General features: G+C 63.8%; 30 protein-coding genes. 3 read left to right on the plus strand and 27 right to left on the minus strand.

Going from position 1 to position 19,163, the window contains the following annotated elements; genetic code table 11:
* Window positions 1–130 precede the first annotated feature (130 nt).
* On the plus strand, window positions 131–454 hold the full coding sequence (locus tag LNV06_RS05950) for a zinc ribbon domain-containing protein (RefSeq protein WP_263537286.1): 324 nt from the start codon (window positions 131–133) through the stop codon (window positions 452–454).
* On the opposite strand, the gene LNV06_RS05955 is transcribed toward LNV06_RS05950, so the two are convergent.
* The 5 genes from LNV06_RS05955 to LNV06_RS05975 form a co-directional block, all read right to left on the minus strand.
* Window positions 451–1,557 carry a hypothetical protein gene (locus LNV06_RS05955; protein WP_263537287.1) on the minus strand — a complete coding sequence of 369 codons (1,107 nt, stop codon included), beginning with the start codon at window positions 1,555–1,557 and terminating at the stop codon, window positions 451–453. The genes LNV06_RS05950 and LNV06_RS05955 overlap by 4 nt on opposite strands.
* A 26-nt stretch (window positions 1,558–1,583) precedes the next feature.
* A complete protein-coding gene (locus LNV06_RS05960) occupies window positions 1,584–3,044 on the minus strand; it encodes a hypothetical protein (protein ID WP_263537288.1) in 1,461 nt (486 codons plus the stop codon).
* 17 nt (window positions 3,045–3,061) lie between these two features.
* A complete protein-coding gene (locus LNV06_RS05965) occupies window positions 3,062–4,663 on the minus strand; it encodes a hypothetical protein (RefSeq protein WP_263537289.1) in 1,602 nt (533 codons plus the stop codon).
* Entirely contained in the window at window positions 4,660–5,601 is a 942-nt protein-coding gene (locus LNV06_RS05970; protein ID WP_263537290.1) for a hypothetical protein, read from the minus strand. Before LNV06_RS05970 ends, LNV06_RS05965 begins: the two co-directional genes overlap by 4 nt.
* Window positions 5,602–5,708: 107 nt before the next feature.
* Window positions 5,709–6,089, minus strand: coding sequence for a hypothetical protein (locus LNV06_RS05975; protein ID WP_263537291.1), 381 nt, complete (start codon window positions 6,087–6,089; stop codon window positions 5,709–5,711).
* 394 nt (window positions 6,090–6,483) lie between these two features.
* On the opposite strand from LNV06_RS05975, the gene LNV06_RS05980 reads away from it, so the two are divergent.
* Window positions 6,484–6,684, plus strand: coding sequence for an Arc family DNA-binding protein (locus tag LNV06_RS05980; protein WP_263537292.1), 201 nt, complete (start codon window positions 6,484–6,486; stop codon window positions 6,682–6,684).
* Window positions 6,685–6,929: 245 nt separating this feature from the next.
* Here the strand turns inward: LNV06_RS05980 and LNV06_RS05985 are convergent, their stop codons facing one another.
* The 19 genes from LNV06_RS05985 to LNV06_RS06075 form a co-directional block, all read right to left on the minus strand.
* A complete protein-coding gene (locus tag LNV06_RS05985) occupies window positions 6,930–7,136 on the minus strand; it encodes a DUF7696 family protein (RefSeq protein WP_263537293.1) in 207 nt (68 codons plus the stop codon).
* 3 nt (window positions 7,137–7,139) lie between these two features.
* Window positions 7,140–7,466 carry a hypothetical protein gene (locus tag LNV06_RS05990; protein ID WP_263537294.1) on the minus strand — a complete coding sequence of 109 codons (327 nt, stop codon included), beginning with the start codon at window positions 7,464–7,466 and terminating at the stop codon, window positions 7,140–7,142.
* A 24-nt stretch (window positions 7,467–7,490) separates the two neighbouring features.
* A complete protein-coding gene (locus tag LNV06_RS05995) occupies window positions 7,491–7,715 on the minus strand; it encodes a hypothetical protein (protein WP_263537295.1) in 225 nt (74 codons plus the stop codon).
* A complete protein-coding gene (locus LNV06_RS06000; RefSeq protein ID WP_263537296.1) occupies window positions 7,712–8,224 on the minus strand; it encodes a class I SAM-dependent methyltransferase in 513 nt (170 codons plus the stop codon). Before LNV06_RS06000 ends, LNV06_RS05995 begins: the two co-directional genes overlap by 4 nt.
* On the minus strand, window positions 8,221–8,853 hold the full coding sequence (locus tag LNV06_RS06005) for an ASCH domain-containing protein (protein WP_263537297.1): 633 nt from the start codon (window positions 8,851–8,853) through the stop codon (window positions 8,221–8,223). The genes LNV06_RS06000 and LNV06_RS06005 overlap by 4 nt, the downstream gene beginning before the upstream one ends.
* On the minus strand, window positions 8,850–9,224 hold the full coding sequence (locus LNV06_RS06010; RefSeq protein ID WP_263537298.1) for a VVA0879 family protein: 375 nt from the start codon (window positions 9,222–9,224) through the stop codon (window positions 8,850–8,852). The genes LNV06_RS06005 and LNV06_RS06010 overlap by 4 nt, the downstream gene beginning before the upstream one ends.
* Before the next feature lie 4 nt (window positions 9,225–9,228).
* Window positions 9,229–10,407, minus strand: a complete 1,179-nt coding sequence (locus tag LNV06_RS06015; protein WP_263537299.1) for a hypothetical protein — start codon at window positions 10,405–10,407, stop codon at window positions 9,229–9,231.
* The gene (locus tag LNV06_RS06020; RefSeq protein ID WP_263537300.1) at window positions 10,404–10,622 is read right to left on the minus strand and encodes a hypothetical protein; all 219 of its coding nucleotides are present in this window, start codon (window positions 10,620–10,622) and stop codon (window positions 10,404–10,406) included. The genes LNV06_RS06015 and LNV06_RS06020 overlap by 4 nt, the downstream gene beginning before the upstream one ends.
* Window positions 10,619–11,248 (minus strand): hypothetical protein, encoded by a 630-nt coding sequence (locus LNV06_RS06025; RefSeq protein WP_263537301.1) that lies wholly within the window; start codon window positions 11,246–11,248, stop codon window positions 10,619–10,621. Before LNV06_RS06025 ends, LNV06_RS06020 begins: the two co-directional genes overlap by 4 nt.
* Window positions 11,245–11,499, minus strand: coding sequence for a hypothetical protein (locus tag LNV06_RS06030; protein ID WP_263537302.1), 255 nt, complete (start codon window positions 11,497–11,499; stop codon window positions 11,245–11,247). Before LNV06_RS06030 ends, LNV06_RS06025 begins: the two co-directional genes overlap by 4 nt.
* Before the next feature lies 1 nt (window position 11,500).
* Window positions 11,501–11,737, minus strand: a complete 237-nt coding sequence (locus LNV06_RS06035; RefSeq protein WP_263537303.1) for a hypothetical protein — start codon at window positions 11,735–11,737, stop codon at window positions 11,501–11,503.
* A gap of 12 nt (window positions 11,738–11,749) precedes the next feature.
* Window positions 11,750–14,566, minus strand: a complete 2,817-nt coding sequence (locus tag LNV06_RS06040; RefSeq protein WP_263537304.1) for a toprim domain-containing protein — start codon at window positions 14,564–14,566, stop codon at window positions 11,750–11,752.
* A 65-nt stretch (window positions 14,567–14,631) separates the two neighbouring features.
* Window positions 14,632–14,931: a hypothetical protein gene (locus LNV06_RS06045; RefSeq protein ID WP_263537305.1), complete on the minus strand. Its 300-nt coding sequence runs from the start codon at window positions 14,929–14,931 to the stop codon at window positions 14,632–14,634.
* Between the two features lie 2 nt (window positions 14,932–14,933).
* A complete protein-coding gene (locus tag LNV06_RS06050) occupies window positions 14,934–15,089 on the minus strand; it encodes a hypothetical protein (RefSeq protein ID WP_263537306.1) in 156 nt (51 codons plus the stop codon).
* The gene (locus LNV06_RS06055) at window positions 15,086–15,649 is read right to left on the minus strand and encodes a hypothetical protein (protein WP_263537307.1); all 564 of its coding nucleotides are present in this window, start codon (window positions 15,647–15,649) and stop codon (window positions 15,086–15,088) included. Before LNV06_RS06055 ends, LNV06_RS06050 begins: the two co-directional genes overlap by 4 nt.
* Entirely contained in the window at window positions 15,646–16,305 is a 660-nt protein-coding gene (locus tag LNV06_RS06060; RefSeq protein ID WP_263537308.1) for a tyrosine-type recombinase/integrase, read from the minus strand. The genes LNV06_RS06055 and LNV06_RS06060 overlap by 4 nt, the downstream gene beginning before the upstream one ends.
* A 113-nt stretch (window positions 16,306–16,418) precedes the next feature.
* Window positions 16,419–16,664: a hypothetical protein gene (locus tag LNV06_RS06065; protein ID WP_263537309.1), complete on the minus strand. Its 246-nt coding sequence runs from the start codon at window positions 16,662–16,664 to the stop codon at window positions 16,419–16,421.
* Window positions 16,665–16,792: 128 nt separating this feature from the next.
* Window positions 16,793–17,287 (minus strand): phage regulatory CII family protein, encoded by a 495-nt coding sequence (locus LNV06_RS06070; RefSeq protein ID WP_263537310.1) that lies wholly within the window; start codon window positions 17,285–17,287, stop codon window positions 16,793–16,795.
* A gap of 88 nt (window positions 17,288–17,375) precedes the next feature.
* On the minus strand, window positions 17,376–17,567 hold the full coding sequence (locus LNV06_RS06075; protein WP_263537311.1) for a TraY domain-containing protein: 192 nt from the start codon (window positions 17,565–17,567) through the stop codon (window positions 17,376–17,378).
* Between the two features lie 89 nt (window positions 17,568–17,656).
* Between LNV06_RS06075 and LNV06_RS06080 the strand changes: the two genes are divergently transcribed.
* Window positions 17,657–17,998: an Arc family DNA-binding protein gene (locus LNV06_RS06080; RefSeq protein ID WP_263537312.1), complete on the plus strand. Its 342-nt coding sequence runs from the start codon at window positions 17,657–17,659 to the stop codon at window positions 17,996–17,998.
* An 87-nt stretch (window positions 17,999–18,085) separates the two neighbouring features.
* On the opposite strand, the gene LNV06_RS06085 is transcribed toward LNV06_RS06080, so the two are convergent.
* From LNV06_RS06085 to LNV06_RS06095, 3 genes are read right to left on the minus strand one after another with little or no spacing between them, the layout of a single operon-like run.
* Window positions 18,086–18,247 (minus strand): hypothetical protein, encoded by a 162-nt coding sequence (locus LNV06_RS06085; protein WP_263537313.1) that lies wholly within the window; start codon window positions 18,245–18,247, stop codon window positions 18,086–18,088.
* 13 nt (window positions 18,248–18,260) lie between these two features.
* Complete coding sequence (locus LNV06_RS06090; protein WP_263537314.1) at window positions 18,261–18,806, minus strand: hypothetical protein; 546 nt, start codon at window positions 18,804–18,806, stop codon at window positions 18,261–18,263.
* A gap of 14 nt (window positions 18,807–18,820) precedes the next feature.
* Window positions 18,821–19,159, minus strand: coding sequence for a hypothetical protein (locus tag LNV06_RS06095; protein ID WP_263537315.1), 339 nt, complete (start codon window positions 19,157–19,159; stop codon window positions 18,821–18,823).
* Between the last annotated feature and the right edge of the window lie 4 nt (window positions 19,160–19,163).

The following is a 19,163-nucleotide window of genomic DNA, read 5'->3' on the forward strand; positions in this document are numbered from 1 at the left end:
CCATTCCGGAATCACCCCGAGCACTACTCCGGAATGTGGTGGGCTTTAGCCCTGCAAAACACCGCTGACCTTATGCGTTACCCTACTGCGCCTTTCATGCAAAGGCGCAATCAAACAAAAGGGGGAATCCATGGCGCTCATCACTTGCCCAGATTGCAAGGCACAAGTCAGCACTGATGCTTCTAAATGCCCGCATTGCGGCGCTCGAACCAAACCCAAGAGCAAAGTTTGGATGTGGGTATTGGGCGCCCCTTTGGCCTTGTTCGTGTTCTTCGCAATAGTGGGCAGCAACAGCCCTGATGCTGACGCAAAGCGGCAGGCGAGGGCCGTGATCGACGTCTGCATGTCTGACATGAAAGACCCGCTGAAGCCAGCTCAAACAAGAGAGGCTGCGCGCTGGATGTGTGAACGACTGCGCGACGATTTTGTTCGCAAGTATGGCGTTCAGCCCTAACTCTGCTTGAGTCGCCGCTTCACCGCCCCCACCGTCGCCCGCACCATGCCCCGCGTCAACACGCCCTGGTCGAAGTAGGTCGCCTTGGTCGGGCCCAGCACGCCGGCGCGCAGATCTGGCCCCAGGCGCTCCAGCGCCTGCATCGTCGTTTCCTTGCCGGCCTGGTCGGCAGCCGAGATCTCCGGGGCAAACACCGCCACCACAAAGCTCAACACATTGGGGTGCGGGGGCCAAGGGCAGCGGGCGCGATCGGGGTACACACCCGGCCCCAGGCCGTACAGGTTCTGCTTGGCGTACAAGTCGCAAATGTCCACCCTGGGGTGGCGAGGGCTCAAGAGGAAGCGAAAGCCCACCACGCCAGGCGCAGCCGCGGCGCCGCTCATATAGGCCTCGCCATGCGCCCGATTGATCTCGGTGCGCGCCACGCGCAGGCTGTTGGCCAGGGCGCCTGAATCCGCGTTTTCCAGCGTGGCCACGCCGGCCTGCACCACCTTGCCCACATCCGCCGCGCCTTGGGCGCGCTGCGTGTCAGGTGGCACGGCCTGGCCGCGCATCATCAGCTCTTGCGCCGCCTGGTCAGCGCCCCAGCCCTGCACCACCGCTTGCTCAATGCCACGGTGAATCGCCTCCCGCGCGCCCCGGTCCACCCGCCACAGCCGATCGCTCAGATTCAAGCCATCGGCCGCCCTGAAGTTGCGAGTGAACAGCACCGCCGCGTCCACCTGCTCCAGCGCCTGCATACGGCTCAATACGCCATGTGGCGCATGGCCCATGGCATCGAGGCCCGCATGCCCGCCGGCCGCCCGCATCCCCTCTTCCGTCAAAGGCTCCACGCCCAGGCCGGCCGCCTCGCGCAGCGCGTCAATGATCAGCTGGGTGCGCGCCGAGGCCAGCGCATCCAGCACATGGTCAATGCGCTCGAGCAAGCCGCGCAGCTGGTCCAGCTTCACCCGGGCCGCGCCGGCGGCCGCGCCCTCGATGGCCGCCCGCACCTGCTGCGCTGCATCGGTGTAGATCCGCCGCAAGTCTTCCACCATGCGCTCATCCAGCGTCTGCATGCCCGCCTGCGCCGCTGAGCTGGCGCGGCGAATCGCTGCACCCACGGCATCCGAGTAAAGCCCCGCCGGCATCAGCCGCCCCGGCCTCGGCCGCCATTGCTGCCCTTCACCCCAATGCTGGTGGCGCTACCCCCCTTGGGGGCATTGCCGGGGGTGATGCTGACTCGGGCGCCACCTTGGGGGGCTGCGCTGCCTGCACCGCCCCCAACAGGGGGCATGCCCGGCTGGCCCCCCTCCAGCGTGGGGGCATCCCCCGGATAGGGGTTGCTGCGCTGCGCCCACTCATCAGCCGCCGCCGCCACCTGCACCGGGTCACGCCCGATCTCGGCCCACACCATCGGCGGGGGCAAGCCCAGCGCTTGCAGCTTGAGGCCCATGTCCGCGATCTGGTTCGGCGTCTCGGTTCGGCGCTCGCTGAAACGCAGGCTGAACTCTTCAGGCCCCGCCACAATGCCCTTGAGCAGCAAGTGGATCCGAAAGATCGACTCATACTCCCAGGCCAGCGTGTCCTGCAGGCTGTCGATCTCGTCGTAATAGTCGCGCTTCAAGTCCTCCAGAATGTCGCGGCTCAGCCCCTCGGTGTAGCCCATCAAGCCCTTGGGCAGCGGCGTGCCAGCAAAGAAGCTGTCGAGCAGGTGCACCACGTCGGCAATCTGGTCCAGGTTGGCGTCCCCTTGCACCGGGCTCACGGCGCCGCGCCGGTTGCTGTAGAAGTCCGTGGTGATCTCGCCTTTCTCGCCCTCCACATTCTTGCGGTAGATCTCCAGGTCTTCTGTCGTGGCCCCCTCCAGCACATGGCTCAGCCGCATTGGCGCGCGCTGGCGGCGGCGGATCACCATGTCCTCTTCGGTCATCACCAGCTTGCGCCAGGTCTCGGCCACCGAGTCCAGCATGGGCCGGCCCATCTCGCCCATATCGTCATAGTTCAGCGGGTCGAAGCGGGCCATCTGCAGCTGGTAGGCCGCAAAGGTGGCCAGCACCTCGCCGGTCAACACATCGCGCTGCTCATAGGCCCTCGTAGGGTCTTTGAACCGGCCATTCGCATCCACGATCGGCACGATCGTCTCGGCCGGCATCCGCACCGCCGCCACCACCCGCTGGCGCTCATCCAACACCAGCTGCAGCGGCAAATTGCCCTCGCTCACCAGGCCGCGCGCATCGCTGCGCAGCTTCTGCACCCGCGTCAGCTGCAGCCGCTCGGCAAAGTCCATCCACTCGCGCCGCAGGGTTTCGGCGCTGCTGGATTCCTGGAACTGCATCAGCAGGCCGCCGCGAATCGTGTCGCGGGCCACGCGGCCGTGGATCCGCTTCACGCGGCCGTCGCGCACCTCCATCTCGCGCAGCATGACGATCTTCTCGCGCACCTCGGTACTGACCGCAAACTGCCGATAAAAGCGCTGCATCGCCACATCCGCTGGCGTGCGCGAGCCTCGCTCCCCCGCTGGGCGTGAATACAGCGGCGCCAGCGCCTGGCGCAGCAAGTCTGCCCCTGCGGTCTTGGCCGTGCCGGCCAGTTCTTTCCAGTAGCCCATGGCCATCTCCTTTTTGGTCAGCCCAGGGCCAGGCGCCCGCCCTGCCCCAGCAAATCCTCGCGCCCCACGCGCCGGCTCTGCACCACAGCGGGCGCGTCTTCCAGCCCCCGCGTCACCAGCGCATACACGGCGGCGCAGAGGCCATCGAACAAGTCATCCCCGATCTTCTGGTCAGCCATCTGAAAGCTGCTGTAGCTCGCCTTGGTGGGCAGCGCCTTCATGTTTCCGACCTGCCGCACAAAGGCCAGCCACTCCGGGTCTTCCTGAGCCCAGCCCGTGTCGACATAGGGCAAAGCCATGCGGCCGTGGTGGAACAGCTCGCGCACCGCGCTGGCCATCACATGCTTGGTCATGCCCTCAAAGCGCATGGGCGCAAAGGCCCACTTGTTCCACGCGCTGGCGGTGCTGTTGCCGTCATCCACCGTCTCGCGGTTGATGTGCGTCAGGCCCTGGTTGAACAAGTCATCATTCACCGCGGTGAGCATGCCCACGCCGTAGGCGTCACCAATCGCGTAATCCGGCCGGAAGTAGTCCCACGCCGCCACCAAGTCGCGCCGCAGCGTCTGGTCGCTAACGCCCGGCGCCCACAGCTTCACATACGGCACCGTGACCCAATTGCCCACTGTCTCGGTCACCACCAAGCTGCTCTTGGAGGCGGCCGGGTTCTCGCCGTGGCCAGTGTGGTCATAGCCAAAGCTGAGCAAGCCGCGTTTCTTGTAGCGCTCCCCCGGCAGCGGCCCGGCGCGTGTCAGGCCCGCTTCCAGGCCCACGGCCAGTGCGCGGCGGATGTGCTCTTCCCAGATCCAGTTGCGCGCCTGGATGTTCTTGCACAGAAACTGCCGGATCCACTCATCCGCCGGCAGCTGGATCCGCATGCTCTCGGCCCAGCCCTTGTCGATCGCCCCCAGCAGCTGGCCCAGGTGCACATCGACCGTGGTCAGAATTTTGTACTCGCCGGTGTTCAGCAGGCTTTGCAACACGCCCGCGCCCTTGAACACCCCGCAGATGCGAATCTCCGGCTTGAACTTCGCCACGCCGGCGTCCACGCCCAGGCGCCGTGCCGCGCCCAGCATCGGCAGAAAACGGCTCATCAGCCGATCCTGCGGCATATCGTCCACCTCTTCGATGCTGGCGATCGTGATCGCGTCACCGTCGATCTGGCTCATGATTCCGTACGCGCCCGCCTTGCTGTGGTTGGCCAACTCAAAGCCGGTGTCCTTCAGCTGCGGCCGGCCCTGCTTGTAGGCCACATAAGCGCTCAGCATCGGGCTGCGACGAATCGCCTCCACCATGTAGTCCAGGTTGTTCTGGCTCTGCTGCAGCCGCGGCGCCACGATGCCGCATTCCTGGTAGCCCTCGGTGGCCAGGCGCTCCAGGTTGTACATCTCTTTTACGGCCGTCTTGCCCGTGCGCCGGCAAGAGAAGTCCGCCGTGTTGCGGTGCTGGTCCATCTCCACCATCTTCAGCGCCTGCACCGGATCGAGCTCGACGTTGTGCACATGCTTGTGCCATAGCACATGCGGCCGCAGGCCCGTGGCCGGGTCCACCTGCGCATAACGCATGATCTCGGTTTCAGCCACGCTGGCATGCTTCACCCGCTCAGCGCCTGTCACCCTCATTTGGCGCTGCTCCTGCCCGTCTGCGCTTCATGCTCGAGCAGCACCGGGTCTTGCGCCGCAGCCTTACGCGAGGCCTCCACCAGCGCCGGCATGCGCTCCAGCGCAGCCGCCATGCGGTTGCTGAAGTCTTGCAGCATCTCCACCGGCTTGGCATCCGCCCCCAGGCGCCCGCGCAGCTGCGCCTCTTCGTCCTCTTGCGCTTTGATGGTCATGCCCAGGTCGCTCAGGCTCAGGCCCAGCCGGCTGACCAGGTCGGCAATCGGCTTGAAGGCCGGGTTGGCCGAGTACTCCATCACATTGCGCAGCTGGCCATGCTCATCCACATAGGTGAGCGTGACGCAATTGCCCTCCTTGTCCACATGCACCTTGGGCACCTTCAGCACCACGCCATCACCCAGCACCGCCTGCAAACACATTTGCAGCGAAGCCACCAAGGCCGCGTGCAAGTCGCCGTGGATCTTGGCCAAGGCCTTGGGGTTCTTCTGCTCAAACGCCGCGCTGTGCAGCATGAAAAGCTCGGTTTGCTTCACGCAGGCCGGCTGCTCGCCGCACCAATACCGGTTCACCTCGCAGCCCGAGCAGAAGGCGTATCCATCCGGCTTGGCCGGGAAGTAGTGGGCCACCCGGGCATTCAGCCCGTGCTTCATGGCATTAAAGCGGGTGCGCAGCGCTTCCTCCGGCGTGGGGTGGCCCTCCAGGTTGGCGGCGCTGTTGGCCTGGCCGGCTGGCGTCTTGGGGCCGGTGCTCATCTGGTGCGCCTTCAGCAAGGCGCGCTCCCACGGGGCCTGCGGCTGGTGCTCTTCGTCGCAGGCGGGGCAGTTGCCGTAGTAGCGGAAGGGGTGGTGAGCCGCGGCCGGGTCGGGGTCAGGCTCCACCAGGTCGGGCTGGGCGGCCCAGTCGTGACGACACACCAGGCAACGGAAAGTCACCCGGTCCATTTCTGCCGACCAATCTCTTGTACCTCTGCGCATCGTGCCGGCAGACTACCGGCGTGCTCAGGTCAATTGCAGAGGGGGCACGGGGCCGCTCAGGGGCGGCCAGCCGATCAAGGCATCTGCGCCGCTCTTGCCGCTGCCAGGCTCTGCTCCACCTGATCGGCGGGCTGTGCGAGCAAATGCCGCACCGCCGCCACAGACACCACGCCTCCCGGCGCGGCTGCAGACAACACATCCAATACCGCCTGGAGGCTTTGATGGGCCTGATTCAGCCCAGCCTCCAGATCGGCCAGCGTCTCTTGGCTGCGCTCATGCCTTAGCTGCAGCGCCTCGGCATCCCGGGCGGGCTTGCCGTAGGCAGGAAAGCCCGGCGGCAAGCCCGAGCAAAAACAGCGCGAAAACTGGCCCAAGCGTGAAAAAGGGCCAGCCTTGCTGCATCCATTGTCAGAGCCGTGCGTTTCCTTCGCCGGCTGCTTGTTCTCTGTGTGCATTTCTTGGCTTTCAGCTACTACTACGAACTATCTTTTCCAGTCTGGACCAAGAATGAACGGCGCGCTCGCTCGCCAGATGAGCCTCCCCCCACTTAAACAGGGGGGGGAGACCGTTTTTGCGGGATTCGTTCACGGTTCACGCCTCAGATTTCTCTCGGGACCACCAATTTCTCCACGCCGCTCAAGCCAAGACTCCACACCTAACCTCACCAAAGTCACCAACATCCAATTCAGGCTCCGGTCCTCTTTTTCGGCAAGCTCTTTGACCTGCGCATGGAGAGGCTGCGGCAGCCTGGTCATCAGCCCAATGATGTCTTTCAAAAGGCATCCCCCTAGGTTCGTAGTGACACCGTGTCACTATACAGACGGTGCGCCATAGTGTCAGAGTAGTGTCATGACTGACCAGCACCGCAGCCAATACCGGTTGCCTACCGATCTACACGACAAGCTCCAGCACGCTGCCCGCCTGAACCAGCGCAGCGTCAACGCTGAATTGGTGGCCCGCTTGCAAGCCAGCTTTGACCCGCCTGCCGCCCAAGAGGCCCTGCAAGACTTGATCGAAAACGCGGTGCGCCGAGGTCTGGGCGAGCGGTAATCAAACGCCGGTGCGGCTGACGCACGGTTCATTTCACTTTCGACCAATCAATGCTTCGCGTGCGGCCAAAGTGAAACGCACCGCAGCCGCAGCCATAGGCCCGCAAAAAGCTCACGATGCGATTGCCTTGCCGCTCGCGCTGACGCGTCAAGGCTGCTGCAGCAGCTTGGGCCGCGTCCAAGGAAGGGAATGGCCGCTTCCCCTGCGGGCAGTGGCGGCGAGGCGCTGCGGCCTGCTTTGAAGTTTTAAGCATGCTTCTTCTCTTCCCACAGCGCCTTCATCGTGCGGCGCAGCCGCTCCACTTCTTCAGGCCCACGCTTATGCGCCAGCGACTCCAGCCAGGCACGGCGCTGAGCCAGCGTCGGCAAGGCCGCAATGGTCTGGGCCTCACACTGGTGCCGCCAAGCCTCGGAGGCGCTGTCCACCTCGGTGCCGTCGATCAGGCGGGGCATGGTTCAGTGCCTCCAGGCCTGCAGCAAGGCCGTAGCATCAAAGCGCTGAGCTGCTGCCTCGGCCTCTTGCACCTGCTGCTCGGGCACTGCCTTCTTGTTCACAAACAAACCCGCGCGGCCGTGGCCCCCGACCCGATCGCCCAGGTTCACCACCTCGCCGTCTCGCACCAGCATGTAGATGGTGTTGCCGATCGCTTTAGCGCTTAGATTCAACGCCGCCACCAGCTCCGGGATCCGGCGGGGTTTGTTCAGCTGCGATCGCACCCGCTGCTTGATCGAGCCCGTGTACCTCGGGCTGGTGTATCGCCGTTCGCTTTGAATCGTGCTCATTGAAGTCCTGCCTTTCTCTTCAAGTCAAAGGGTTGATCCAGCCGTGGGCATATCCGCCCACTTGGTCACCCGGCTGGTGAACGTGCCGCCGGTGGCCGCGTCTCGCCAGCAGAGCGATTCGGTGTCCCAGTAGCCAAACCAAGTCGGCTCATCAGCGCCTTCAAGAGCAACCAACACGGTGGTGTCTGAGTCTGGGAAACCGGCTTCCGGCAAGTGGTTCCAGGTGATGAGCTCTGTGGATGTGCTCATGCCGCACCGCCTTCAGTGGCCTTCATGAACACCAGCCAATGCGTGCCCGCCTTCTTGCCCGATGTATTGCCAAAGAGCGGCCGATGGGGTGTCAGAGCCAGCACTTCGCTGAGCTTCACCTGGGTCTCGTTCCACTTGAAAACCAGCACGCCGTCGGTAGACAGCACGCGGAAGCATTCAGCGAAACCTCGCCGCAAGTCATCGCGCCATTCGGGGCCGAGCTTCCCGTATTTGGCTGCGAGCCATGAGCGTGGCCCAGCTCGCACCAGGTGCGGCGGATCGAAGGCCACTAGCTTGAAGGCGCCGTCTGGGTACGGCATCTGGCGGAAGTCCATCAGAGCGTCAGGCTGGATGTGCAGCGTGCGCGTGCCTTTTTCATTCCCATGGCTTCGGTCGGTGACGGTCAGCGTTTCGCTGCGGCGATCTCCGAAGATGACATTGGGGTTCTTCCGGTCGAACCACATCATCCGGCTTCCGCAGCATGGATCCAGAATCTGCTGAGCGCTCATACCGCACCGCCGTTCTGTTCAAGCCGCTTGAACTCGACCACCCAGACCCAAGGGTTCAGTGCCCAGGCCTCGGCGCCGTTGATGGACTCCCAAAGCGCCTGGAATGCGCGCTGGGTGCTGGGGAACTTGTTGCCGTTGCTGACAATCTCAGCCGCCCAATCGGCTGCACCTTCGGCATGGGCGTCATCGTTGCTGATCTCCTGCAGCCGCTCCAGACGCACGCCGGTGATCTCCAAGGTGATGCGGCTGGCGTGGCGTGGCATGTGGATTGAAGGCGTCCAACGCTTCTTCTCGCCAAGCAGGTCACCAAGTCGATCGCCATGCGTGTAAGTTGCCCTGTAGTCGGTCTCGATCCAGGGGCGCGTCTGCCCGTCGATCCTGGCGAAGGCCTCTCTCACCCACAGCCGATCGCCCGGCTGGCCGTAGCGGCACCATCGGATTGCTTCGCTCTGGCCTTCTACGGTATCAAGCCAGTTCACCTGATTGAACCCCTTGCGATCGCGTCGACCGGGAAACTCCAAGCGACCCAGCGTGAGCATCGTGGGCACCACCCGCCGCGTCTGTGTCTTCGTGCCGGCCAAGATTGCGCGCACCATCGGCGCGCTGAAAAGCATGGGCCGCTCTTTCATGCCGCACCGCCTTTCTGCTCAATCTCGGCCACCTCAAAGACCGGGCACTCTTCCCCGGACTTCAAGGTAACGAACACCTTGTTGATGATGAACAGCCCGCCGCTGGTGTAGTTGCAAGGGCCGCCGGAGTACTTGAAGGCCGCCGCAGCAGCTGCGGCCCGGTCACCGGTGTAGCGGCCCACGCAAGAGAAGGCCACGGAACCCTCGGGCGCTCCAGCTGCGCGCCAGTCCTGCACGGCTGCAACATGGCCACAGCTCGGGCAGACGAATCGCCATTTCAAAGGGTCAGCGCCAAAGCGCTCAACAGCTTGGGCCCGCCAGGCGTCCTCGGTCATGCGGGTGACGGGCTTGATTTGGTGCATGCTGCTCATGGCCTCACTCCCCCACCAAAGAAATGCCAGAGGCTTCCGCCCGCAGCAGCATTTGAAGCAAGGCCGTAAGTTCACCCAGGAACCCATTCAAGACAGTCAAGGCCTGATCCAGTTCATCGCCATCAATGAACTCGACAAGCCCAGACATAGTGTTCAGCAAGCCGCCGCAGGTGGTCTGAATTTGAGCGCGGAGCTCCTTGGCGGCTGCGCAGGTCCGGATCGGTTGATGCTCGGGTTGCTGCGGCACTCCCTCGGCCTGCGCGGGGTCTGCCTGGGGTGCGGCAGCGAGCGTGTATGCCGTCATTGCATCGCGGATGCCGGCTGCGTATTGACGATCCTCTTCGCTGTCGCTGGCCGCGTGTAGGCGCTCACGATCTTCCAGTTCATCCAACCAATCGGGGCGGACGGTCGGCATCTGTGGTTTCGATGCATCGAGCATGGCCTGCACAACAGGATTACGTCTAGCGTAGTCGGTCGCATCACCCCAAAGGGCGGCTACATCGGCCTCGTCCGTCGTTCCGCCTTCCACATACGCGGCACGCACCGCATCAAAAAGATCGCGCCGGTCAACTTGGACGCACCCGGCCGGAACTCCCTGGGCCTGCTGGGGCTCTGCCTGGGGTGCGGCAGCGGAAGTCCATCCCGCATTGAACGACCCGGCAATGTCGGGGACGATGGCGCAGTCGTCGCACTCGGCTAAATATTTGGCAAATGCTTTTGCGTTTTCGGCAACGCTTGGCACTACCTGGGCCTGCACGGGCTGTGCCTGGGGTGCGGCAGCGAGCATCGCGTCAACCATGCGCTGGGGCGTGCCGTCCAGCCCGCTAGCGCGCAGCAAGACCTTACAGGCAGCAACATGCTGTTCTTTGGTGAGTTTGGCGGGCATTTCCTGGGCCGTTCGCTCAGACTTGCCGCGCAGATACGCTTGGTACAGAGCCTCAGCATTAACAGAAAGCTCCGCAAGCTCAGCCGCATGCTCATGGGCGATAGTCGCACCAAGGGGCTTCTCGATCAGTTCGCCATACTGAAGCACATTCGGAGTGCGCCATCCGGGCGTCTCCATGCAGGTGCCGCTTCGGCGGGCTGGCATCCAGTTTGAAGGAGTGCCGTCAGAGAGTTCGAAGCGAACCCAGCACCAAGCGTTTTCCTGAAGATTTGCGGGCATCCGCGTTGCTTCGCTCATGGTTGGACCTCCAATGGAACGGTGAACTCGACGCGAACGACCTTGGCCTTGAATCCCGCCTCGATCAAGGCGCGCTTGTGGGAGACGGCAAATCTGCGCTGAGAAAGCGTCCAGACCGGAGGAAGAATTCCTCGATCCGATGCGCACAGGTAGCCACTCCCGTCCTTGCGATTGATGCTGACAGACCATCCGTAGCGCTTTGATTCGGTACTCATACCCGACCCCCAGTCACCGCCAGCACCCAGCTGCTCGCCGGCTGCTCATGACAGCCGATCGGTGCAGAGGCAAAGCCACCCACCACGGGGCCGGTCACGGCATAGCGGTGCGCCGGCGGCGAAGGCAGCACCGTGCGCTTGGTGTGAGGGGTGATGATGGGCTCCACCGCGTCCAGGGCGGCCCGCTTGGCGGCGCGGCCGGCGGCGTCTCGGGCCTCGGTCTCGCGGCGCTTGAACAAGACTTCAGACAAGGTCTTGTCGTTTCGGCTCAAGGTGCTGGGCGAAGCGCGCGGCGCGCGGCGCGTGTTGCGGGTCACGGCGGGCTTTTGCGCACGCTGGCCCACATGCAGGCCGGGGCGCACATCGGGCCGGGCCACCCAGGCTTGGGCGTCGGCCAAGTTGGCAAACCAGCGCAGCTCGGCGCTGCTCTTGGCGCCCACGCCCACCTTGTAGGCCACACCGCCGCTCACCAGGCGGTTGGCCGTCAGGTTGAGCTGGTGGCGGGTCAGGCCGGTGTCGGGGTTGGCCAGCTGGCGCTCCAGGTCGTTGAGGCCAAGGCCCAAGGGGCCAGCGGCTTGCACGGCGGCCAGCACCAGTTGGCGCGCGGTGGTCTTGGTGCTGCTCATAGCCCGGTGCTCCCCATCGCATCATCCAAGGCGGCGTAGAGGTCAGAGCCGCGGCCCATCACCGTGCCGTCTTCTTCGACCAGCTCCACCACCGGGCCGCCGCCAAACACCAGCTCAAAGCACTGAATGCTCACATCACCTTGTGCTGCCAGCCAGCTCAGGCGGCTGGTGTTGCGGCCCAATTCCTCGGCCGGGGTGAGCGTGCTTTTCAAAGGCAGGGGCGCGCTCTTCGTCACTTCTTGGGTATCCATCTCAGCTTCTCCTTGGGTTGTCAGCCAGGCGCCGCGCCAACCCGTGGGTGATGCGATCGCTGACCGTGTTGAATTTGTCTTTGCACCAGGCCGCGCGAGCCAGCAGCTCGCCCTGCAAGGCCGGGTCGCCGGGGCATTGATGAGCGGCCTGGCGCAAGGCCTGCTCCGCGCTGCCGAGCTGGGAGGCCAGCTCGTACAGCGGGTTCTTGAAATTGCTTGGGGTGCTTTGTGGGTTCACGGGGTGCTCCTTTCAGATCACGGGTTCGGGGTGTTCCACCGGTGGCGTGGCATGCAGGCCGTACTGCTCCATGGCCTCGAGGGACAAGCCCACCATGTGGCCCACGCGCTTGCCCGCATGGGTGCACTCCATCTGCTCGACAAAGACCACGCCGGCATTGGCCAGGGCTCGCTTGAAGACGCGATCGCTCTTCACGGGCAAGTCATCCCAGAAAGCGCGAAGCGAGGGCTCGCGCGCCAGGTGGTCCATGACATGGGCCGTTCGAACAGCCAAGACCTCCACGCCTTCCACCTTCTTGAACACAAAGGGGTAGCGGAAGTTGCCGCGAGCGATCTCGCTCAACAGGCTCTTGACGATCCAAACCCACGGATGGCGATCGCCCTCGGTGTCGGCAATGTGCAGGTTCATCTGGCGCGTCAGGTCGCCCAGAAAATCACCTTGAGACACATCGATGCCCGCAAAATCGCACAGCAGCGTCCAGGCTGCACGCACGGCGCCGTAGTTGGTCAACATGCGGGCGGCGCCGGCATCGTCATCAGCGGCTGAGCAGCTGCGGCGCAGCTCGGCCATGCAGCGGGTGTGCAGCTCTTGCACCCGCGCCTTGGGGATGGTGCAGAGGTATTCCATCCACTGCCGCACCGGAAACACCGGCAAGTCTTCAGGCATCAGCTTGCCGCGCTGAGCCTTGGTCATCATGTTGCGGACCACCTTGCCGGCCAGCGTGTCCACCGGCACATCCTCACCGGCCAGCAGCACTGGCGCGCAGAGCAAGAAGTCTTTGAGGTCAGAGCCGCGGCGGGTGTGGCTGTACTGGTAGCACTCTTGCAAGTTGGCCACGGCCTTGGTGATCAGGTCTTGCTTGTTGGCGCTGAGCTCGCCCCAGCCCACGGGGTGGCTGGTGTAGCTCACCGAGGTCATGATGCGGAACTCGGTTTGCATGGTCTGGCGGCTGAACACCGTCATGCCGATGCTGCGCTCCAGCCGCTTGATCACCGTGTCTTTACCCACCCCCTTGTCGGCCTGCATGACAAAGTGCGGCCAAAAGCCCAGAAAGGCCTTCAGGTGCGCGCCCAGGCTCCACACCAGCATCTGCGCCGCTGAGTTGCCGCCAAAGGTGCTTTGGTAGGCGTCGATTACCTTGCGCGCATTGGCGGCCGGGCCCGAGGGGAACACCAGATCCGCATAAGGGCACTGCTGCGCCGGGTCATTGAAATAGCAGTCAGGCCCCTGGTTCACCACCGCCTGGCCATTGCGCCAGGCCAGGCCCACAAAGTTGACCGCATCACGGGCGCCGATATCGGCGGCTCGCTCCATGATGTTCAGCATGCGGCCAAAGTTGGGCGCGGAAAACACGGGGCCCAGGCGCTTCCAAACCTCGATGTTGTGCAGCTGCTCATCGGTCACCACGCGGCGCAGCAGCTTGGAGCCATGGCGAGGCACCTGCACGCTGAGCGCAAAGATCGTGCGCGGGCTGGTGTCCACATCACCGGTCATGGTGCTGGTGGGGCTGGCGATGGTGACGCGGCTCAGGCCTGCGACCCGAAAGCCGCAGACGTTCTCCATGCTCAGGATATTTTTCTGTTCAGGGTTGTCTTCGTCGTTCTCAAACTTGCTGATCCAGCTGGTGAAGTCCTCTTTGACGCGATAGCGCCAATAGGTCTGCTGGTCGTGAAAGGGCAAATACAGGCGCGGCTTGCCCTGCTGGTCTTTGCCCGGCATGCCGGGTATCAGCCACGGCTCCAAGCGCCTGACCGAGCCGGCCAGCTTCTCCGCGCCGGCGTCCTGCAGGTAGGCGTTGACGCTGGCCATGGGCTGCTCGTCATCGTCAAGCCACTCGTCCTGGTCGACCATCAAGGCCGCAATGTCCAAGCCAATCAAGGCCTCATGCACTGCCCACGCGGCCTGCTGGCCAGGGCAATAGCCCTTGCCCGATCCAGACTCAATGGGCTTGCCTGGGCAGATGCAAATCACCACCTGCTTGCCGCGCATCAGCCGCCAATCCACCTGGTGGGCGGTCCAGGTGCTGCGAATGGCCACAGCCACGGTGCTGGGCAGGTTGCAAACGTCGATGCTCAGCGCATCCAGCGGGCTGAGCACTACCACCACTTTGTGCGCCTTGGCAAAGCGCTTCCAATCGCTGCACCACAGCGCGCCCACATGGCCGCCGTATTTGGCCGTAGACAAGCCGCCGTTGTCCTCGGGGTGCAAGTACTCCAGATCCACCGCCAGCACCGCGCCATCGTCAGGGCTGCGCACGATGGCGGCCAGGGCCTCGCCGCCATAGTGCATCTCGCCCTTGGCCAGGCGCGGGCTGGTGTAGTCGTTCATGCCCAGCGTGCCGGCTTCAATCGCAGCCATCGAGGTGCGCTCAGTGATGCCGCGATCGGCCAGCCAACCCTGCAGAATCAGCCGCTGCTCGCCGTTGAGCATGGTGTCTTGGCTGCGCTGGGCCGCAAAGTCCATGCGGGTGGGCTCAGGCTGGGCAGCGTCTGGGCTCACCGGGCCGAGCAGCTCCCCGTACAGCTCGACGATCTTCATCAGCGCATCGATGGCCTTCAGGTCCAGCACATACATCGCCAGCTCGAGCGGCCCGCCGCCAATGCAGCGCCCCTCATCGTCGGTGTGGTCCTCGTCCTCAAAGCGGCTCAGGCTCTCAGCAGTGCGGGCGTAGCAGCGAATGCAGGGCGTGGCCGTCTTGCGGCGCGGGTTGAAGAACTTGCCCTTGTCTCCGGGGCGGGGCAGGCTTAGCCGGATGGCCAGATCTTCACAGTCGATCTTCTGGTCAATCAGCTCGTACAGAGAGGGTGGGCTGGCGTCTGTTGTTTTCATGGGTCAGTCAATGCAGCAGCTGTGCCTGCTGGTGAGGGGCTTGCGTGTTGGGTGAGGGTTGCGGCCTAGAACAAGGTCGCGTTGCGCTTGCTGCGGGAGGCCTCAGCCGCAAGCTGTTTTTGATAGACCGCCTCCACCGCAGCAGCCACGGCCGCCTGGTAGGACCGGGCCGCGTCAGACCGGCGGCCGATCTGCCGGTACCAGGTCCACACATCGCGCTGCATGACCCGGGGCACCTGCCGCCAATGCGGCAGGCACATCAGAAAACCGGGCTGCACCAAGTGCTGGCAATTGGCTGTTGCACATTCGGCAGTGGGCAGGCAGTTGGCTGCGGCCGCACGGGCTCGGGTGATGGGGTGGCTCATGGTCAGATGCCCCTTCCTCGGAGCGCGATCACGGCCAAGTAGCGGGCCGAGCCGAGCTTCAGCAAGACGATGGCCTCTGCGGCCTTGCGGCCCTTGGCCTCCACCACCATCTGGCGCCGGCGCTGATAGTGGTCCACATGGGTGACTTTGAAGGTCATGATGCGGAGGCCTCCGCAGGCTCAGGCGTGGCAAAGCTCTCATCCTCCAACACGACGAACTCGGCCATGCCCTGCGCGCTGAGTTCTTTGGCCTTCGCCGCGGATTGGCCAGGTGCAACGTAGAACACCCAGGGGTGGCCGTAATACACGCCGGTGCCGCGATCACCTGCATCGCGCAGCTCTTCGCGGATCTCGGCCAGCGAGGCGCTAAGCGCTTGGCGATCGGCCTCTTCTTTGGCATCGATGAGGGCATCATTCAGCGCGGTAATCAACTGGCTGATGCTGTCGATACCCAAGCTCACACTGAACACTGATTCAGTCCAGTGGTTCTGCCTCAGAATCAGCGACAGCTGCACGCTGTCCCAGTCCTTGAATCGAAACACTTGGGCCCGTGCTGCTGGGCCCTCTTTGGGCCGTGTCTCATCTGTCAGTTCGATGGTGGCGTGGGTCTCGCTCGTAGGCTTCACGCAGTCCTTGCCCAGGTAGAAGAGCTGGTTAACGCCAGATCCGTCAGATTCCAAGTAAGCCAGCACTCGGGGTTTGATCAGGACCTTGCTCATTGCCGCCCCCCTGCTTGTTGTTGCATCGCCAGGCTGCGCGCCTGGGCCTTGGGCATGCGGCGGCCGTCGACCTGGCGCAGCTCCTGCGCGTATTCCTCTCGGGCGCAGTCGGTGTACATGCCAGTGCTGGCCAGGCTGGTGTGGCCCAGAGCGCGCTGCGTGGTCTTCAGCGGGCTGGCACCGCGGCTGCGGCGCATGATGTTCATGGCCCGGCTGTGGCGCAGGCTGTGGACGGTGAAGCGTGGATCCAGCCCCGCCTCTTTCACCCAGAGCTTGAGGCGCGACTGGTAGCTGCGCACGGCCAGCGGCTGGCCTTCGCGGCCCCAGATCAACGGGGCTTCTTCGCCCAGGGCCGGGGTCTGCTCTTGGCGCGAAATCATGATCAGCGCTTGCAGGTGCAGGCGCACCGTCTCGGTCACCAGGTACTCATGAGCTTTTTTCTTGCCCTTGCGCTGGTCGGGCGTTGACACCAGCCAGCCAGTGGCCAGCGCGGCCTCGGCCTGGGTCAGGGTCCACAGGCTGAACTCAGTCACGCGGGCACCCGTGCTCAGCATCAGGCCCATCCAGTGATAGTCGCGCTGCGCCAGTGGGTCGCGCCGGCTCTTGGCCGCATCCAGCAAAGCCTTCTGCTGGGATTCGCTCAAATACTTGATCATCAAACACCTCTCCTTCGTCTTCGCCGTTGAAAGAAATGGCCTGCGCAGTGAAGAAAAGCACTGCCAGCGCCACACGACTGAGCCACGCCTTCATGGGGTGCATGTGCTCAAGGTCAGGGTTTGATCTGTCGCCAGCGGGCAATAAGGGCGCCGCGTGCGCAGATCAATAACTTTTGGGCTGACCGAGGGTCGGCCAGTACTTCGTCCAGGCTCCGGTAGCGCTGGCGCCAGTAGCTGCTGCGGCAGCGCAGCGCTTCGGCTTCTTCCAGCACTTGCTCGGGGGCGGGGTCCAGGGCCAGGGCGCGCTGCGCATGTCGGCCGCGTTGAATCAGCGGATACGGTCGCTTGGCTGTTTGCATCGGGAACTTTCCTTTGCGCATCCAGGGCCTTCTTGAGCTGCGGCCCAAACAGAAACACCATTCGCTCGACCAAGGCGGCCCCACCGGGCAGCTGGCCTGCTGGCAGCTGATGGCGCACGGTGGCGCCTTCAAAGGGCGGCTTGATCGTCGGCATCGACGTAGTCCTCAATCCGCTTCACCAGGCTCATCAGGGCGCTGACGGCATCAAAGGCTTCAGCACGAACCCGGCGGGCCGCGTCCAAGCTGAAGCGCTTTTCAGCCAGGCCCTGCAGCAGTGCGCTGTTGAATTCGCCGGTTTCCTTGCCGAAGTTGGCCAGCAGCTCCAGCAGGGCCTCATCCGAGGTGCCCGCGTACTGCGCACAGTCAAAGCTGGCGCGGCCAAACATGCGGTTCAGGGCCTCGATCACCCGCAGGTCACCCCGGTAATGAGTCGCCAGCACCAGCTCGCGCAGCGTGGGCTGGTTGTGGGTTTCCTCGCCGGCATCGGCCTTGTTGTAGAGGGTGCCGGTCTTGATGCCCATGAAAGCGGCCAACTCAGCCACATCGTCCAGATAGACCAGCTGGCGGAAGGCCTCGTACACATTGGGGTCCAGGCTGCGCCGCATTGCGCTCTTGTTGCTCATGAGCGGCTCCCCCAGTTGTTTTCATTGGTGCCCAGCAGCTGGCGCGCCGAAACTGCCAGCCATGCACTCAAATCAATCAGCGCGCACATCACCGAGCACCTCGGCCAGACACCAGGGCTGGCGGGAAGTCCTGCGCCAGGGAGGCTTCCAGGCGCACGCGCAGCTCTGCGCTGCGGCTGCGATCGGAACTTTTTGCCGCAGCGTCCAGCTTCTTCACCAAGGCCAGAGGGAACTTGGCTACGATGGCTTTGTGCGGGTCGGGCTTTTTGGTGGCTCGCATGTTTTGGTATTACCGGGTGTGAATCAGATATGAATCATGATGCATCATGAATCTGAATCACGCAATACCTAACGCGTAAAATTTGCTGCGTGAACACCATTTCCAAAATCAAGGTGAGCGACATTCCGCCCACCACCTTGCGGCTCCCGCCTGACCTGCGCGACCAATTGCTGCGCGAGGCCACCATCAACGGCCGCTCTTTGAACCAGGAAATCATGATCCGGCTCAAGCTGAGCACGGACCCTGGCCCGGGTGACCCGGGGGCCCTGGCCATGCAGCAAGAGTTGCGTGATCTACGCAACCAAGTGATGCATGGTGTTGAGTCACCTGCGACTCAAAAACTCAGTGATTCAGAGCGGATGCTGCTGGTGCTCTTCGCCACCATGCCACCAGAAAAGCAGCTCAGCCTTCTGACCCTTTTGCGCCGCTGATCAATCAGTCAGCCCTGACCATCGCCCCAAAGAAAAAGCCCGCCCGGCTATGCACCGGCGGGCTTTTTTGTTGGAGCCTGGTGTGAATCAGATGCAGGCTTGCGGCTGTGTCTTGCACACCACCGGCTGCACGCTGCGCAGGGCCTCTTCGTCCTCGGCATCAGATCCTCCGCCACCACAGGCACTTAGCAGCAAAGCCAAGGCCAGGCAGAGCCAAAGACGCCAGGCGGTGATGAATGGGGTAGACATGCGAGGCTCCGTTTCAAGGGGCTGAAGGGGTGGGCGGCGCTGGAGCAAGAGGCACGGCCGCCAGCTCGGCCTCGTTTGTAGCGTCCTCGATCTGGCGCCACAAATGACGCCAGGCCGCCTTTTCTGTCAGCACCTCAGTAAGGCGCAGTACCGCCGCAGCGGGTGGCGCTTCGCCCAGCAGCTGCGCTTGCGTGATCTCGCTGGTGGGTCGGCTCACCTCAATGTCCAGCGCCGCCAAAGCCTCCAGCACAGGAGCTTTTCGGCCATGCTTGCGGTAGGCCAGCGTGGGCTTGGCCAGCCAGTCCCAGGCGGACTCATCCCAGACCCAGGTCTGATAAACCGAATCGGCCGGGCGCGTCGGCGTGCGCCGCACCGCCACTGCTTGCTGCACCCCAAAATCGTCTGTGATCAGCTGCACGATATGGGTCTTGGGGTCATAGACGCCGAGCAGCCACGCATGGCCAGGCGGCGTGTTGAGCGCCAGCAAGTCTGCGCTCATGCAAAGCCCGGTGAGCTCGCCCGTGGCCAGGGCAAATTGCGAATGGGAGGAAGTCTGCATGGTCACGGCGCGCCCTACTTCTTGATCAAGATGAAACTCACCTTGGGCGTCACGCCAATGCTGCCCAACCCGCCCCCATAGGTGTAACGGACCACATCCACAGACACGGTCCAAGGTGTGTTGCCGCCGGGGTAGTCCAAAAACACATGCGCCGTGGCGGCCATACGGTCGATGAACACTCGGGCCATCTGCCCGCCGCCGCCGTTAAGCACCTGACACTCGAGCGTGATCGTCGCATTTCCGCTCATCGGGAAGCCCGCATCGTTGCTGAGGTTGGCCGAGTAAACCCCGGACAGAATGACCTCAAGCCGCCCCGCCTGCGGCCTCGCATAAACAATGGTTTGCGCTGCCATGGCC

The sequence above is a fragment of the Paucibacter sp. Y2R2-4 genome (genome assembly GCF_025717535.1).
GTDB lineage: Bacteria > Pseudomonadota > Gammaproteobacteria > Burkholderiales > Burkholderiaceae_C > Paucibacter_A.

What these genes read in the sequence shown, in the direction of transcription:
- LNV06_RS05950 (WP_263537286.1), top strand. Translation starts at nt 131, where the DNA reads ATGGCGCTCATCACTTGCCCAGATTGCAAGGCACAAGTCAGCACTGAT.
- LNV06_RS05960 (WP_263537288.1), bottom strand. Translation starts at nt 3,044, where the DNA reads ATGGGCTACTGGAAAGAACTGGCCGGCACGGCCAAGACCGCAGGGGCA.
- LNV06_RS05965 (WP_263537289.1), bottom strand. Translation starts at nt 4,663, where the DNA reads ATGAGGGTGACAGGCGCTGAGCGGGTGAAGCATGCCAGCGTGGCTGAA.
- LNV06_RS05970 (WP_263537290.1), bottom strand. Translation starts at nt 5,601, where the DNA reads ATGGACCGGGTGACTTTCCGTTGCCTGGTGTGTCGTCACGACTGGGCC.
- LNV06_RS05975 (WP_263537291.1), bottom strand. Translation starts at nt 6,089, where the DNA reads ATGCACACAGAGAACAAGCAGCCGGCGAAGGAAACGCACGGCTCTGAC.
- LNV06_RS05980 (WP_263537292.1), top strand. Translation starts at nt 6,484, where the DNA reads ATGACTGACCAGCACCGCAGCCAATACCGGTTGCCTACCGATCTACAC.
- LNV06_RS05985 (WP_263537293.1), bottom strand. Translation starts at nt 7,136, where the DNA reads ATGCCCCGCCTGATCGACGGCACCGAGGTGGACAGCGCCTCCGAGGCT.
- LNV06_RS05990 (WP_263537294.1), bottom strand. Translation starts at nt 7,466, where the DNA reads ATGAGCACGATTCAAAGCGAACGGCGATACACCAGCCCGAGGTACACG.
- LNV06_RS05995 (WP_263537295.1), bottom strand. Translation starts at nt 7,715, where the DNA reads ATGAGCACATCCACAGAGCTCATCACCTGGAACCACTTGCCGGAAGCC.
- LNV06_RS06000 (WP_263537296.1), bottom strand. Translation starts at nt 8,224, where the DNA reads ATGAGCGCTCAGCAGATTCTGGATCCATGCTGCGGAAGCCGGATGATG.
- LNV06_RS06005 (WP_263537297.1), bottom strand. Translation starts at nt 8,853, where the DNA reads ATGAAAGAGCGGCCCATGCTTTTCAGCGCGCCGATGGTGCGCGCAATC.
- LNV06_RS06010 (WP_263537298.1), bottom strand. Translation starts at nt 9,224, where the DNA reads ATGAGCAGCATGCACCAAATCAAGCCCGTCACCCGCATGACCGAGGAC.
- LNV06_RS06015 (WP_263537299.1), bottom strand. Translation starts at nt 10,407, where the DNA reads ATGAGCGAAGCAACGCGGATGCCCGCAAATCTTCAGGAAAACGCTTGG.
- LNV06_RS06020 (WP_263537300.1), bottom strand. Translation starts at nt 10,622, where the DNA reads ATGAGTACCGAATCAAAGCGCTACGGATGGTCTGTCAGCATCAATCGC.
- LNV06_RS06025 (WP_263537301.1), bottom strand. Translation starts at nt 11,248, where the DNA reads ATGAGCAGCACCAAGACCACCGCGCGCCAACTGGTGCTGGCCGCCGTG.
- LNV06_RS06030 (WP_263537302.1), bottom strand. Translation starts at nt 11,499, where the DNA reads ATGGATACCCAAGAAGTGACGAAGAGCGCGCCCCTGCCTTTGAAAAGC.
- LNV06_RS06040 (WP_263537304.1), bottom strand. Translation starts at nt 14,566, where the DNA reads ATGAAAACAACAGACGCCAGCCCACCCTCTCTGTACGAGCTGATTGAC.
- LNV06_RS06045 (WP_263537305.1), bottom strand. Translation starts at nt 14,931, where the DNA reads ATGAGCCACCCCATCACCCGAGCCCGTGCGGCCGCAGCCAACTGCCTG.
- LNV06_RS06050 (WP_263537306.1), bottom strand. Translation starts at nt 15,089, where the DNA reads ATGACCTTCAAAGTCACCCATGTGGACCACTATCAGCGCCGGCGCCAG.
- LNV06_RS06055 (WP_263537307.1), bottom strand. Translation starts at nt 15,649, where the DNA reads ATGAGCAAGGTCCTGATCAAACCCCGAGTGCTGGCTTACTTGGAATCT.
- LNV06_RS06060 (WP_263537308.1), bottom strand. Translation starts at nt 16,305, where the DNA reads ATGATCAAGTATTTGAGCGAATCCCAGCAGAAGGCTTTGCTGGATGCG.
- LNV06_RS06065 (WP_263537309.1), bottom strand. Translation starts at nt 16,664, where the DNA reads ATGCAAACAGCCAAGCGACCGTATCCGCTGATTCAACGCGGCCGACAT.
- LNV06_RS06070 (WP_263537310.1), bottom strand. Translation starts at nt 17,287, where the DNA reads ATGAGCAACAAGAGCGCAATGCGGCGCAGCCTGGACCCCAATGTGTAC.
- LNV06_RS06075 (WP_263537311.1), bottom strand. Translation starts at nt 17,567, where the DNA reads ATGCGAGCCACCAAAAAGCCCGACCCGCACAAAGCCATCGTAGCCAAG.
- LNV06_RS06085 (WP_263537313.1), bottom strand. Translation starts at nt 18,247, where the DNA reads ATGTCTACCCCATTCATCACCGCCTGGCGTCTTTGGCTCTGCCTGGCC.
- LNV06_RS06090 (WP_263537314.1), bottom strand. Translation starts at nt 18,806, where the DNA reads ATGCAGACTTCCTCCCATTCGCAATTTGCCCTGGCCACGGGCGAGCTC.
- LNV06_RS06095 (WP_263537315.1), bottom strand. Translation starts at nt 19,159, where the DNA reads ATGGCAGCGCAAACCATTGTTTATGCGAGGCCGCAGGCGGGGCGGCTT.